13 protein-coding genes are annotated in these 13824 nt (G+C 74.5%); 8 read left to right on the top strand and 5 right to left on the bottom strand.

What is annotated here, in order from left to right; all coding sequences use genetic code 11:
* Window positions 1–233 precede the first annotated feature (233 nt).
* Window positions 234–1016 carry a YcnI family protein gene (locus BG452_RS17710; RefSeq protein ID WP_188305284.1) on the top strand — a complete coding sequence of 261 codons (783 nt, stop codon included), beginning with the start codon at window positions 234–236 and terminating at the stop codon, window positions 1014–1016.
* 42 nt (window positions 1017–1058) lie between these two features.
* On the opposite strand, the gene BG452_RS47695 is transcribed toward BG452_RS17710, so the two are convergent.
* Entirely contained in the window at window positions 1059–2024 is a 966-nt protein-coding gene (locus BG452_RS47695; protein WP_317621105.1) for a DUF5937 family protein, read from the bottom strand.
* A gap of 76 nt (window positions 2025–2100) precedes the next feature.
* On the opposite strand from BG452_RS47695, the gene BG452_RS17720 reads away from it, so the two are divergent.
* Entirely contained in the window at window positions 2101–2955 is an 855-nt protein-coding gene (locus tag BG452_RS17720) for an alpha/beta fold hydrolase (RefSeq protein ID WP_188305285.1), read from the top strand.
* A gap of 13 nt (window positions 2956–2968) precedes the next feature.
* On the opposite strand, the gene BG452_RS17725 is transcribed toward BG452_RS17720, so the two are convergent.
* Window positions 2969–5335, bottom strand: a complete 2367-nt coding sequence (locus BG452_RS17725) for an ATP-binding protein (RefSeq protein WP_188305286.1) — start codon at window positions 5333–5335, stop codon at window positions 2969–2971.
* A gap of 180 nt (window positions 5336–5515) precedes the next feature.
* On the opposite strand from BG452_RS17725, the gene BG452_RS17730 reads away from it, so the two are divergent.
* The 3 genes from BG452_RS17730 to BG452_RS17740 all read left to right on the top strand — a co-directional run bounded on the left by BG452_RS17730 (window position 5516) and on the right by BG452_RS17740 (window position 8425).
* Window positions 5516–6046 carry a hypothetical protein gene (locus BG452_RS17730; protein WP_188305287.1) on the top strand — a complete coding sequence of 177 codons (531 nt, stop codon included), beginning with the start codon at window positions 5516–5518 and terminating at the stop codon, window positions 6044–6046.
* Window positions 6047–6161: 115 nt separating this feature from the next.
* Window positions 6162–7514: an MFS transporter gene (locus BG452_RS17735; RefSeq protein WP_188305288.1), complete on the top strand. Its 1353-nt coding sequence runs from the start codon at window positions 6162–6164 to the stop codon at window positions 7512–7514.
* 62 nt (window positions 7515–7576) lie between these two features.
* Window positions 7577–8425, top strand: coding sequence for an SAM-dependent methyltransferase (locus BG452_RS17740; protein WP_411292967.1), 849 nt, complete (start codon window positions 7577–7579; stop codon window positions 8423–8425).
* 71 nt (window positions 8426–8496) lie between these two features.
* Here BG452_RS17740 and BG452_RS17745 read toward each other — a convergent pair whose 3' ends face one another.
* The gene (locus BG452_RS17745) at window positions 8497–9084 is read right to left on the bottom strand and encodes a TetR/AcrR family transcriptional regulator (RefSeq protein WP_188305289.1); all 588 of its coding nucleotides are present in this window, start codon (window positions 9082–9084) and stop codon (window positions 8497–8499) included.
* A 70-nt stretch (window positions 9085–9154) separates the two neighbouring features.
* Here BG452_RS17745 and BG452_RS17750 point away from each other — a divergent pair, with 70 nt between their 5' ends.
* Entirely contained in the window at window positions 9155–10048 is an 894-nt protein-coding gene (locus BG452_RS17750; protein ID WP_188305290.1) for an NADP-dependent oxidoreductase, read from the top strand.
* A gap of 30 nt (window positions 10049–10078) precedes the next feature.
* Here the strand turns inward: BG452_RS17750 and BG452_RS17755 are convergent, their stop codons facing one another.
* Entirely contained in the window at window positions 10079–11260 is a 1182-nt protein-coding gene (locus BG452_RS17755; protein ID WP_188305291.1) for a CapA family protein, read from the bottom strand.
* 259 nt (window positions 11261–11519) lie between these two features.
* On the opposite strand from BG452_RS17755, the gene BG452_RS17760 reads away from it, so the two are divergent.
* Window positions 11520–12161, top strand: a complete 642-nt coding sequence (locus BG452_RS17760) for a DUF4360 domain-containing protein (RefSeq protein WP_188305292.1) — start codon at window positions 11520–11522, stop codon at window positions 12159–12161.
* 76 nt (window positions 12162–12237) lie between these two features.
* On the opposite strand, the gene BG452_RS17765 is transcribed toward BG452_RS17760, so the two are convergent.
* A complete protein-coding gene (locus tag BG452_RS17765; RefSeq protein WP_188305293.1) occupies window positions 12238–12609 on the bottom strand; it encodes a winged helix-turn-helix transcriptional regulator in 372 nt (123 codons plus the stop codon).
* A gap of 96 nt (window positions 12610–12705) precedes the next feature.
* Here BG452_RS17765 and BG452_RS17770 point away from each other — a divergent pair, with 96 nt between their 5' ends.
* Window positions 12706–13545, top strand: a complete 840-nt coding sequence (locus tag BG452_RS17770) for an SDR family oxidoreductase (protein ID WP_188305294.1) — start codon at window positions 12706–12708, stop codon at window positions 13543–13545.
* Window positions 13546–13824 lie beyond the last annotated feature (279 nt).

Consider the following 13824-nt stretch of genomic DNA (forward strand, 5'->3'; position numbering starts at 1 on the left):
GGTGGACCGGCCGACCGGGTCGGCCGCGGCGGGCGGTGCTGCGGCACGTGGTGATCAGGCGAGGTCCGCCCCGGTACGCGGCCGTGTGACCGGGGCCTCCCGGTCGCGGGGCCGTTCCGCCGTCCCTGATCACAACCGCACGCGACCCGCCCGCACGGCGGCGCCGGTCCACCGGCGCGTCCGCCGCCCGTGAGCGTGAACCCGCGTGCCCAGCTTCGGAGATCACCCACGCCATGAAGACCGCCCCGACCCGTGTGACCCACCTGGCCGCCGTCGCCGCCGTGGCCGCCGCCACCGTGCTGGCCGCCGCCACGACCGCCTCCGCGCACGTCGTCATCGATCCGTCCAGCGTGCCCAGGAACGCCACCGACCAGACCTTCGCGTTCCGGGTGCCGGACGAGGACGACACCAAGAGCACGGTCACGGTGGAGATCGACTTCCCCGCCGACCACCCCGTCCCCTCGGCGATGGTCGCGCCGGTGCCCGGCTGGACCGACAAGATCACGACGACCAAGCTCGCCACCCCGATCCACACCGACGACGGGGACGTCACCGACGTGGTCTCGCAGATCGTCTGGACCGGCGGCCAGATCGCCCCCGGCCACTACCAGGACTTCCCCGTCGACCTCGGCGCGCTGCCCGAGGGTACCGACACGGTCGTCTTCAAGGCCCTCCAGACCTACAGCGACGGCACTGTGGTGCGCTGGATCGAGGAGCCCCAGGCCGGGCAGCCCGAGCCCAAGAACCCCGCCCCGGTGCTGCACCTCACGGCCGCGACCGCCGACGACGGGGACAGCACCGCCTCCGCGAGCGCCGCCCCCGGCACCAAGCCGGACCCGGCACCGAGGAGCAGCGCGCAGGCCACGCCGACGGCCACCGGGACCGCCACCGCGACCGCGAGCAGCGGCGACTCGACCGCCCGGGGCCTGGGCATCGCCGGCATCGTGGTCGGCGTCCTCGGCGCGGTGGCGGGCTTCCTGCTCGGCCGCCGCAACCGTACGGGCACCTCCGCGTAGCCCCCGGGGCCGGTACGGCAGGGAACCCGTACCGGCCCCCGGTCAGCCCGGCGGTCCGGTGGTGAGCGCCGTGCCCGTGCGCGTGCGCAGGTGTACCGCCGTACGGCCGCTGCGGTGGGTGCTCACCAGGCCGGCCCCGCGCAGCGCGCCGAGGTGCTGGGAGACGGCGCCGGGGGTGACGCCGAGGCGGGTGGCGAGCTCGGGGGTGCTCAGCGGCTCGGCGAGTTCGGCGAGCAGCGCGGCCCGGGTGCGGCCGAGGACGGCGGCGAGGCCGGCCGAGGTCGGCCGGGGCTGTTCCCAGAGCAGGCCCACGCCAGCGGCCGGGTAGCGGATGGAGGCGGCGGTGCGCGGGGAGTAGTCGACGATGACGTCCGGCCAGCCGAAGACCGAGGGCATCAGCACCAGCCCGTGCCCGCCCGCCTCGACCGTCCACGCGGTGCCCGTACGGCGGCGCCCGTGCACCACCAACTGGCCCTCCCGCCAGGTCACATCGGCGTGCAGTTGGGCGAAGACGGCCTCCACTCCGCCGTCCACCAGGGCCATCGCCCGCTGACCGAGGTCCTTCTCCAACACCGCCCGCATCCGCCCCCAGTGCGGGGCGACCAGCCGTTCGTGGCAGCGGGTCAGCGCGTCGGCGGTCCGCTCCAGCAGTTCCGCGGGCGCCGGGAGTTCCCCGGCCCGGGAGCCCAGGGCGGCCGCGCACTCGGCCGCGACGTACCCCGGGTCCGTCGCCCGCAGGCCGGCCGACTCGGCGTCGTACGCCGGCAGGCGCCGGTCCGGCACCGGGAACAGGAAGGCCGGCAGGCAGCCCTCGAGCAGCGCCCGCAGCAGGGGAAGGTCCGGCTCCGCCGCCAGCACCGGTTCCGCCTCGCGCACCCACGGCCGGTGCACCTGGTGCCCGCCGACCCCGAGCGCCGCCCGTACCCCGAGCACCGTCTCCGCCAGGGGTGACACCGCGAGCCGCACCCGGGCCACCTCGGCCGCCGACAGCCGGATCTCCACCGCCACGCCCGTCCCGCCCCCGATCGTTTAGCCGTGGCTGAACGATAGCCGAGCCCGGCCACCACCCCGCAGGCTGTCCGCCATGGAGTTCTTCACCTCGTACGACGGCACCGAGCTGGCCTTCCGCACCGTGGGCGACGGCCCGCCGCTGCTCTGCCTCCCCGGCGGCCCCGGCCGCGCCGCCGAGTACCTCGGCGACCTCGGCGGCCTGTCCGCCCACCGCACCCTGATCCTGCCCGACATCCGGGGCACCGGCGCCTCCGCGACGCCCGTCGACCCGGCCAGCTACCGGGTGGACCGCCTGGTGGCCGACGTCGAGGCGCTGCGCCGCCACCTCGGCCTCGACCGCGTCGACCTGCTCGGCCACTCCGCCGGCGGCAGCCTGGCCATGCTCCACGCCGCCGCCCACCCCGACCGGCTGACCAGCCTGACCCTGGTCGACCCGTCGTTCGCCGGCGTCGGCCTGCCCTCCGACACCGGAGTGCGGGAGGTGATCGCGGCCCGGGCCGGCGAGCCCTGGCACGCCGAGGCGGTGGCAGCGCACCGGCGGATGGTGACCGCGAACAGCTTCGCCGAGGCCGCGCCGTACCGGTTCGCCTTCGAGCCGCTGATGTACGGCCGCTGGGACGAGACCGCCCGCGCCCACGCCGCCGCCGACGCCGCCCAGCGCGCGCTGACCGTCAGCGAGCACTACTACCGGGACTACGCGCCCGACGCCGGGGACCTCCGGCGCCGCCTGGCCGCGCTGCCCTGCCCGACCCTGCTGCTGGTCGGCGAACTGGACCTGTGGCCCACCGCCCGGGCCGCCGCCGACGCCGCCCCGCTCTTCCCCGGGGCGGTGCTCACCGTCCAGCCGGGCGCCGGCCACTACCCGTGGCTGGACGACCCGGGGGCGTTCAGCGCCGCCGTCGAAGGCTTCCTCGCCGCGGCCGGCTGACGGCGGGCAGTCGTCAACCCGGGCCGGGGCAGCTGTTCAGCCGGGCCCGGACGGCGTCGGCGTCCCGGTGCTGGAGGTCCTCCAGGATGGCGAGGCCGCTGGTCCAGGCGGCCCGGGCGGCCCCGGTGTCGCCGAGGGCGAGGTGGGTGTCGCCGAGGTGGGTGTGGATCTCGGCCTGGAGGAAGTAGTCGCCGATCCGCTGCCGCAGGCGCAGCGACTCCCGGTAGGCCGGGAGCGCCTCGTGGTACTCGCCGAGGTGGTGGTGGACGAAGCCGATGCTGTCCCAGATAGACGACTGGCCGGGCAGGTTGCCGGTGGCGCGGGCCAGTTCCAGGGCCTGCCGGCAGTAGGGGAGCGCCTGCCGCAGCTCGCCCTGCTGGGCGAGGTACCAGCCGATGCTGTTGAGGGCGAGGGCCTGCCCGGAGGGGTCGTCGATGGCCCGGAACAGCTCCAGGGCCCGGCGGGACTCGGCGACGGCCTCGGCGTTGGCCTGTTCCTCCCCGTGGGCGATGGCGAGGTCCAGCCGGGTCCGGCCCTGGCGCGGCCGGTCGCCGAGGGTGTCGAACAGGTCGAGGGCCAGGCGCAGTTCGCGCTGGGCCTCGGGCTGGCGGTCCTGGGAGCGGTGCACCTGGCCGAGCCAGCGGTGGGCGTGGGCCTGCCGGCCGAGGTCCCCGGTGCGTTCGGCGGCGGCCAACGCGGTCTCACTGGCCCGCTGCCACTGCTGCCACAGGCCCGACTTGAGCAGGTACGGCACCTGGGCGCCGACCAGCTGCCAGGCGTGGACGTCGCACCGGGCCCGGTGCGCGGTGTCGACGATCCGCTCCAGCACCGGCTGCTCCTCCCGGTACCAGGTGAGCGCCCGCCGCCGGTCGGCGAGGTCCTCGGGCGCCACCCCGGCGGCGGGCGGCGCGAGGCCGAGCGGCTGCCAGGCGGCGTCGTCCGCGTAGGCGAGGCAGGCCGCCCGGTGCGCGGTGTGGAGGTAGTGGTCGAGCATCCGCAGGGTCGTGTCGGCCTGGTCCGGCGGGGAGTCGAGGGCGGCGGCCTGTTCGGCGGCGTAGGCGCGCAGCAGGTCGTGGAAGGTGTACCGGTCCCGCTCCGGCGCGGTGATCAGGTGGGCCCGGTGCAGGTCCTCCAGCAGGGCGCGGGTCTCGGGCAGCGGCAGGCCCGCGAGGCTCGCGGCCGCCGCCGCGCTGATGTGCGGGCCGGGGTGCAGGCCGAGCAGCCGGAACAGCCGGGCGGCGCGCGGGGACAGCGCCCGGTACGACCAGGAGAGCACCACCCGGACGTCGGCGTGGCTGTCGCCGGCCGAGAGGAGGTCCAGGCGCACCCGGGAGTCGCGCAGTTCGCGGGCCCAGACGTCGAGCGGGGTGCCGGGGTGGTCGGCGGCCCGGGCGGCGGCGATGTTCAGTGCCAGCGGCAGCCGGGCGCACAGCTCGATCAGCTCGTCGGCCGCCTCCTGCTGCCCCGCGACGACGGCGGTGCCCAGGCGGCGGGCGAGGAGTTCACGCGCCTCGGCGGGGGAGAGCACGTCCAGGGGCAGCGGGACGGCGCCGTCCAGGGCGACCAGTCCGGGCAGTCGGTTGCGGCTGGTGACCACGACCAGGCAGGTGTCGGAGCCGGGCAGCAGCGGGCGGACCTGCTCCGCCTCGCGGACGTTGTCGAGGACGATCAGGGTCCGGGTGCCGGCCAGCCGGCTGCGCAGCAGCGCCAGTTGGCCGTCCGGGTCGGCGGGGACGCGCGGCGCCGGGACGCCGAGCGCGTCCAGGAAGCCGCGGGCCACGTCGGCGGCGTCGACCGGCGCCCGGGCCGGGTCGAAGCCGCGCAGGTTGGCGAACAGCTGGCCGTCGGGGAAGCGGTCGGCGACCCGGTGGGCGAAGTGCACGGCCAGGGTGGTCTTGCCCACGCCGGCGGTGCCGGCGATCGCCGAGATCACCACGGCGCCGCAGCCGGGCACGGCGTCGGTGCCGCCGCCGGGGGCGACGTCGGCCAGCAACTCGTCGAGCAGCCGCAGTTCCCGGGTGCGGCCGGTGAAGTGCCGGATGGCCATCGGCAGTTGCTGGGGGCTCGCGGTGCCGGGGGCGGGGCGCGGGACGGGCGGGGCCTGCACGGGCGCGTCCACCGGGGCGTCCGGTGTTCCGGGGTCCGTTGTTCCCGGGCCGGCGTCCCGGACGGCCGTCAGCCAGCGGGCGCGGGTGCCCGGGTCGAGGCCGAGCGCCTCGGCGAGCCGGACCACCGAGGACATCCGGGGCCGGCGCCCGCCCGCCTCCAGGGCGCTGATCGACCGGGCCGACACCCCGGAGCGGTCCGCGAGTTCGTCCTGGCTCCACCCCGCCGACAGGCGTCCCTCCCGCAACAGCGCGGCGAAAACAGCAGCCCCCACCCATGCCCCCTGGATCCCGTGCGAACCCGTGCCGTCGCCCTGCCCGTCCGACCCGGATCGCGAACGAGAGTAGCCCCCCACGGCCCAAGTGTCAGGTCAACGTCGGGTCAACGTCGTGGTCGGCGCCGCCGCGCGGCCGGGAGGATGAACGCCCGACGTGATCACACCGAGGAGGAACCCATGAACGCGCCCAGGCCCGTTCCGCGTCCGACGCGTCCGACCAGGGGCCTGGTCGGGGCGGTGGCGGGGGTGGTCGCCGTCGCGACGCTCGGCAGCGCCGGTGCCGTCGGGGCCTCGGCGGCCACCCCGTCGTCGGGCGGGCCGGCCCGTGCCGGAGCCGTCCTGGTCGAGGAGGTCCGGACGGCGGACGGGGTGCTCACCGTCGACCGGTCGAGCGAGCCGCCGCAGCCCGCCTCGGGCGGGGGGTGCCAAGGCATCGACCCGCAGGTCTGCTTCAGCGTCGACGGAAGCGGCTTCTTCGTGAACGAGATGACCAACAGCACCCACTACGGTTCGAGCACCTCGGCCGACATCCAGGTCAAGAGCCCGGCCGGGGTCGTGGTGGCGGAGTCGACGTTCTACGCGGTCGGCGGCAACTGGTACAACGTGACCTACGCGCCGAACTCCTACGTGGCCGGCGGCCGGTGGTGCGCCTTCGGCAACGCCAACGGCGGGGGGTACACCGGTACGTGCGTGGACGTGCACAACTGACCGGCGGGTCCGGCGGCGAGCCGCGGTCACGGGGGTGCCGCGGCTCGGGCCGGACCCTCCGAGCCGTGCGCCGAACCCGATTCCTCCGCTGGTCGAACGGTGTCATGCTGACGCCATGACAGATCGCATCGATACCGCCCCGGCTCGCGACGGGGTGCAGGACGGGGGCCGGCGGCGGGAGTTGGCGGCGGCGACGGTGGGATCGGTGGTCGAGTCCTTCGACTGGAACATCTACGCCGTGCTCGCGCCCTACTTCGCCGCCGACCTCTTCGGGCACGGCAAGAGCGGGGTCAGCGGGGTGCTCGCCGCGTACGCCACCTTCGCGGTCGGCTTCGGGGCCCGGCCGATCGGCTCCTATCTGATAGGCCGGCTCAGCGACACCCGGGGGCGGCGCTTCGCGCTCAGCCTCGGCATGGCCGTCATCGCCGTCGCCAGCCTGGGCCTGGCCGCGCTGCCGGGGCAGCGGACCATCGGCGTCTGGGCGGCGGTGCTGGCCGTGGTGGTGCGGGTGGTGCAGGGGCTGGCCTTCGGCGGAGAGGCGCCGAGCGTTGCCGCGTACGTGACCGAGACCGCCCCGCCCCGGCACCGCTTCGCGTTCAGCTCGGTCTCCTACGGCGGGATCATCCTGGGCTCGCTGCTGTCCTTCGGGGTGCTCACCACACTGATCCACACCCTCGGCAAGTCCGGCCTGGAGAACGGCGGCTGGCGCTGGGGCTTCGTGGTCGCCGCGCTGCTCGGGCTGGGCGCGGTGTGGGTGCGCCGGGCGGCGCCGGAGAGCGCCGAGTTCCACCGCGCCCGGGCCCGGGTGCGGCCGGGCGAGCGCCCGTCCTACCTGCGCACGCTGCGCGAGCACCGCTGGGCGGTGCTCACCGTCTTCCTCAACACCCTCGGCGGCACGGTCGGTTACTACTTCGCGCTGACCTACCTGCCGCAGTACGCCGCCGCCTACCACGTCATCGACAAGGAGCGGGCGGCCTCCTTCATGACGATCGTGCTGGCCGTCGTGCTGGTCACCATGCTGCTCACCGGCGCGGCCGCCGACCGCTTCGGCCTGCTGCCGGTGGCCCGGATCGGCTTCGGGCTGCCCGTCCCGCTGGTGGGGATCCTGCTGGCCGGGCTGCGCGGGGGCTGGCTGCCGTTCCAACTGGTGGCCCTGCTGCTGGGGATGATGGTGGCGACGGTGCTCGGCACCCTCAACGTGTTCACCGGCCTGCTGTTCCCGACCGAGGTGCGGGCGGTGGGCCTCGGCGTGGTCAACGCGGCCACCATCGCCGCGTTCGGCGGCACCTTCCCGCTGCTGGCCCAGTGGCTGGCCGACCGCGACGCCCTGGGGCTGATCCCGTTCTACGTCACGGTCTGCACGGCGGGGCCGGTGCTGGGCCTGCTGACGGCGATGCGGGTGCCCTCGTTCACCGCGGCCCTGCGGGAGGCGGAAGGCGAGGTTCAGCGGACGCCGGGAACCGCCTGACGGACGTTCACGTCCTGTGGTTGAGTGGTCCGGACCAAAGTCCGGAACGGGGAGGGGCGACTGTGGACGGCAACGGGCCGGACAGCTGGCTGATCGACGTGGACTTCGAGGAGCTGCCGCAGGTGGACCTGCGGACCGACCGGGCGCACTCCGCGCGGGTCTACGACTACCTGCTCGGCGGGAAGACCAACTTCCCGGCGGACCGCGAGGTCGGTGACCGGGTGCTCGCGGACCTGCCCGCCGCCCGGGCCGGCGCCACCGCGGCCCGCGCGGTGATGCACCGGATGGTCCGCCGGCTGGCGGAGCAGCACGGCATCCGCCAGTTCCTGGACGTCGGCACCGGCATCCCCACGGCGCCGAACCTGCACGAGATCGCCCAGTCGGTGGACCCGGCCTGCCGGGTGGTGTACGTGGACAACGACCCGATCGTGCTGGCCCATTCGCGCGCCCTGCTCAGCAGCACCCCGCAGGGGCGCACCGCCTACGTCGAGGGCGACCTGCGCGATCCGGAGCGGTTCCTGGCCGATCCGGCGGTGGCCGCCACCCTGGACCTGACCCAGCCGGTCGCGCTGACGCTGATCAACGTCGTGCACTTCCTCTCCGACGAGGCCGCGCACCCGCCCGTCCGCAAGCTGCTGGACGCCCTGCCGGCCGGCAGCTTCCTCGCCCTGACCGCCGGTACGGCGGACAACGCGCCGGAGGCGACCAAGGCGGGCGTCCGGCGTTACGCGGAGGCGGGGATAGAGGTCCATGCGCGTCCGCTCGCCGGGGTGGAACGTTTCTTCGCCGGGCTGGAGCTGGACGAACCGGGCGTGGTGCTGATCAACCGCTGGCACCCGGAGCTGGGCGAGCCCACGGCCCAGGCCGACGATGAGGTCTCGGTGTACGGAGGCCTCGCCCGCAAGCCGTAGCGCTCCGCCGCCGCCGGGCCCGTGGCCCGTGGCCCGTCCAACTGGACGCGGGCCACGGGCCACGGTTGTTCTCAGGCCCCGCCCGTGGCGTCCCAGGCGGCCTCGATCATCCGGAAGACCTCGTCCACCGCGGCCTCCGGGTCCGCCGCCTCGCGCGCCAGCGAGAAGGCGCCGACCACGAACCTGGCGATCGCCCGGCAGGCCGTCGCGGACCGGGCCGGGGCGGGCCGGGCGGCGATGGCCGCGGCCAGCGACTCCGCGTGACGCAGCCTCATCGACTCCTCGTACTCCCGCAGGGCGGGTGACCCGTCGATCAGGCGCCAGATCGGGTCGGCACCCTCCGCGGTGCAGTGCCGCACCATGGCGTGGATCTCGCGGCGCAGTGCGGGGATGAGCGCCTCGCCGGGCGAGCGGTCGGTGACCGCCCGGGTGAGGCGCTGCTCGAAGTCCTGGTCCCGTTCGAACACCAGGGCCTCTTTCGAGGCGAAGTGGGAGAAGACCGTGGTGACGGCGACGTCGGCCTCGGCGGCCACCTCGCGGATGCCCACCTCGTCGTATCCGCGTTCCAGGAAGAGCCGCAGGGCGGTGTCGGCGATCTTCTGACGGGTCGCGGCCTTCTTGCGCTCACGGCGGCCGGTCGGCTCGGTCGGCTCGGTCATGCGGTGATGCTACCAGGGAGGAAAATGCAACTGTTCCAAAACACTAACCGTTAGTGTTACGGTCGACGGCATGAAGAAAGTGAGCTTCGCCGAGTTCGGCGGCCCGGACGTCCTGCAACTCATCGATGCCGAGGAGCCCCACGCGGGCCCCGGCCGGATCCGCGTCGCCGTACGGGCGGCCGGGGTGAACCCCGTGGACTGGAGGCTCCGCGAGGGCCAGGTGCTGGGAGCCCATCCGCTCCGGCTGCCCGCCGGCGTCGGGCTGGACGCCGCCGGGGTGGTGGACGAGGTGGGCGAGGGGGTCGCGGGCGTCGCGATCGGCGACCACGTGTTCGGCGAAGGCGCCGACACCTACGCCGAGTTCGCCGTGCTCTCCGCCTGGGCCCGGATGCCCGAGGGGCTGAGCTTCGAGGAGGCGGCGGGATACCCCTCCGTGGTGGAGACGGCGCTGCGCGTCATCGGCGAGGTCGGGGTGCTCCCCGGGCAGACCCTGCTGGTCAGCGGCGCGTCCGGTGGGGTCGGATCGGCGGTGCTGCAGATCGCCCGCGAGCGCGGCATCGCGGTGATCGGTACGGCCGGGGCCGGGAACCAGGACTACCTGCGCGGCCTGGGCGCCACCGCCACGACGTACGGCGCGGGCTGGGTGGAGCGGGTGCGCCGGCTCGGCCGGGTCGACGCCGCCCTCGACCTGGCCGGCTCCGGGGTGATCCACGAACTCGTCGACCTGACCGGCGATCCGCGGAAGGTGGTCTCCATCGCCGACCTCGCCGCGCCCGAACTCGGCGTCCGCTTCTCCGGTGTGGCCGGGAGCGTACCGGCGGCGCTCGCCGAGGCCGCCGACCTGATCGCGCGCGGAAAGCTGCACATCCCGGTCGACGCCTCGTACCCCCTGGCCGAGGCCGCGGCCGCGCACATCGACAGCCGGGCCGGCCACACCCGCGGGCGCAGGGTGATCGTCGTCTGAGCGGCCCGGCAGTGATACGCCGACCGGCCGTCACTGTGCCATGGTGAGCCCCGCCGCTCCGGCGCCGCGGCTGAGCACCACCGTGCGGATGTGGTCCAGCGCGCGGGCCCAGTCGGCGCGGCCGGGGTCGCGGCGGACGGCCGCACGCAGGTCGAGCACCCGGTAGGGCGGGCCGAGGTCGGTGATCTGGGGGACGAACTCGGCCCGGCCGACCGTCCACCGCTTCCCGGGGCCGGCGGGCGGGCTGACGGTGAAGCGGGCGAGCGAACTCCAGTTGCCGCGCGGGTCCTCGGCGCCGTCGTAGGTGAACATGTGCCCGGCGAGCTGGTCGCCGAGACCGTAGACCGTCCAGGTGTCGCCGATCTTCTCGTAGGCCTGCGGGATGTGGGCGTGGGTGCCGAGGATCAGGTCGACGTCGGGCCGGCCCGGGCCCTGGCCGGCCGCGGACAGTTCGCGGGCCAGGGTGAGCTGTTGCTCGTTCGGGGTGTCCTGCCACTCGGTGCCCCAGTGGATGCTGACCACCACGAGGTCCGCGCCGTCCGCCCGGGCGGCGCGGGCGTCGGCGAGGATCCGGTCCCGGTCGATCAGGTTGACGGCCCAGGGCTCGCCCTTCGGCAGCGGGATGCCGTTGGTGCCGTAGGTGTAGGCGAGTTGGGCCACCGTCGCGCCGCCCGCGTGCAGCAGTGCGGGCCGGCCGGCCTCCTCGGCGGTGCGGGCGGAGCCGGTGTGGGCGAGGCCGACGGCGTCCATCGCGTCCAGGGTGCGGCGGATGCCGGCCGGGCCGTCGTCCAGGGTGTGGTTGGACGCGGTGTCGCAGGCGGTGTACCCGGCGTCCTTGAGCGCCTTGGCGACCTGCGGCGGGGACTTGAAGGCCGGGTACCCGGTGTACGGGCCGCCGTCGGCGCCGTAGACGGTCTCCATGTGGCAGATCGCCAGGTCGGCGCCGCTGATCAGCGGTTTGACGCCGGCCAGCATGGCGGTGAAGTCGTAGCCGGCGCCGCCGGCGTCCTCCTTGGCCTGCTGGATGATCTCGGTGTGCGGGAGGACGTCGCCGGTGGCGACCAGGGTGAACGCCCGCGGGCCGGTCGGGCTCGGGGTCGGGCTCGGGGCGGCGGAGGCCGGTGGCCCGGGCGGCTGCGGGGCGCCGCAGCCGGGGAGGGCGAGCAGCAGGGCGAGGGCCGTGACGGCGGTCCGCCGGCGAGGCAGGGTCATGGTCGGCTCGTCTCACGATCGGACGGTGTGATCAACCCTCCGACTATGCGGGCCGCCGATCCGGCGACCGTCCGCCCCACGCCCGCAGGTCACCCGGGGGGCCGCCGGGCGGAATCCGGTGACCATGTGTCACCCCCTGTACACGGTCCGCGCCATGTGCTGACATATCCACGTCAAAACAAGTCGGGGTCGCGGGCAGTGCACCCGGACCGGCACCGCGCCGTCCTCCCGGCTCCACGGACGATCGAAGGGGAAGCCCATGCTGCTCCGCACCCTGGCGGCTGCCGCCGCCGTCTCCGCCGCCCTGCTCGGCTCCTCGACCTTCGGCGGCGGCCCGCTGCCGACCCCGCCGGACCGGATCGTCATCGACGTCGCGACCGTCAACGGCTCCGGCTGCCCGGCCGGAACAGCGGCCGTCGCCGTCTCCCCGGACAACACCGCATTCACCGTCACCTACAGCAGCTACCTCGCCCAGGTGGGAGTGGGCTCCAAGCCGACCGACTTCCGGAAGAACTGCCAGCTCGACCTGCGGGTGCACGTCCCGCAGGGCTTCACCTACGCCATCGCCTCCGCCGACTACCGCGGCTTCGCCCACCTGGAGAACGGTGCGAGCGGCACCGAGCGGGCCAACTACTACTTCCAGGGGGACTCGGAGACCACCTACCAGAGCCACCGCTTCGACGGGTTCACCGATGACAACTGGCAGACCACCGACACCGTCGACGTCGCCGCCCTGGTCTTCGCCCCCTGCGGCGAGGAGCGCAACTTCAACATCAACACCGAACTGCGGGTCGCGGGTGGCACCTCCGACCAGGCCCACACCACCAGCTTCATGACGATGGACTCGACGGACGGCAGCATCAACACCACGTACCACCTCGCCTGGAAGCAGTGTCCCTGACCCCTGAGCCCGTCCCGGCCCCGGCGGAGCCCCGGCCGCCGGGGCCGGGACGTGTCCGTGGCCGCTTCAGGCGGCTTCAGGCCGCTTCGCGCGGGGGTAGCCACCGGGTGATCCGGTCGAACAGCTCGGTCAGCGGCTCGCCGACCTCCCGGCCGAACTCGGTCAGCCCGTAGCTGACCTGGGGCGGCGTCGAAGGCTCGACCTTCCGCCAGACCAGGCCGTCCTGGACCAGGGCCCGCAGGGTCTGGGCGAGCATCTTCTCGCTGATGCCGTGGATGCTCTCGCGCAGCTCGTAGAACCGGAGGTCGTTGCGGCGCAGGGAGATCAGCACCCAGGTGCCCCATCTGCTGGTCACGTGGTCGACCACGTCGCGGGCGGGGCAGTCGGTGTGAAACACGTCATACCGGGCCACGGTCTCAACCCGGCTGTGCTGGAAGCCTTCTGTCACATCATGAGCTTACCCGGAGGTATGTCCTTACGAAGAGTTAGTCCGCACTTCTAGCGTGTGGACCACCCAAGGACGACATCCGACGAGGAGCTGATCATGATCGTGGTGACCGGGGCGACCGGGAACATCGGCCGACCGCTGACCCAGGCACTGGCCGAGGCGGGCGAGCAGGTGACGGCGGTGTCGCGGCGTGCGGCGCCGGTGCCGCACGGCGTCCGCCACCTGGCGGCAGACCTGTCCCGGCCGGCCGGGCTCAGGCCCGCGCTGGCCGGGGCGAAGGCGCTGTTCCTGCTGCTGTCCGGCGACCTGCACGCCACCGGGGCCGACCCGGCCGAGCTGATCGGCGAGGCCGTGGCCAGTGGGGTCCGCCGGGTCGTCCTGCTCTCCACCCAGGGCGTGGTGACCAGGCCCTTCGGTGCGACCCGGATCGCGATGCGCGCTCTGGAGGACACCCTGCGCGAGTCCGGCCTGGAGTGGGCCGTGCTCCGGCCGGGCGGCTTCGCCTCCAACGCCCTGTGGTGGGCCGAGTCCGTCCGCGAACACCGGCTCGTCGCCGCGCCCTTCGGCGACGTCGGCGTGCCGGTCGTCGACCCGGCGGACATCGCCGCCGTCGCGGCGGCCTGCCTGCTGGACGACCGGCACACCGGCGGCGTCTACGAGCTGACCGGCCCGGAGGTGATCACCCCGCGCCGGCAGGCGGAGGCCATCGCCGCCGCGCTCGGCTCGCCGGTGACGTTCCACGAACTCACCCGCGAGGAGGCCAGGTCCGCCATGAGTCAGGGCATGCCGGCGGAGCTGGCCGACGACACCCTGGACATCATCGGCGCCCCGAACCCGGCCGAACTGCGGATCAGCCCGGACGTCCAGAAGGTCCTCGGCCGCGCCCCGCGCCCCTTCGCCGACTGGGCCGCGCGCAACATCGCCGCGTTCCGCTGAGCAGTGAGGAGCGCCCGTACGGTCGTCGGGGGAGTCCGTACGGGCGCTCCGATCGGGGGCCGGGTGAACTCGTCCGACGTCAAGGTGCATTGACGGGTCGTTGAAAAGCCATCGCCTTTACATGCTCATGTCGCTAAAGTGCTGCGGATCCCGAACCCCCACTCGGTAGGCGGAGCACCATGACGATCGCACGCAGGTCCATCCTCAAGGGCACGTCGGCGGCCGGGGCCGCCCTGGTCGGCGCGGGCGCCGCCGCCGGGCCGGCCGCGGCGGACGACG

Source organism: Streptomyces sp. CBMA123 (assembly GCF_014596465.1).
GTDB lineage: Bacteria > Actinomycetota > Actinomycetes > Streptomycetales > Streptomycetaceae > Kitasatospora.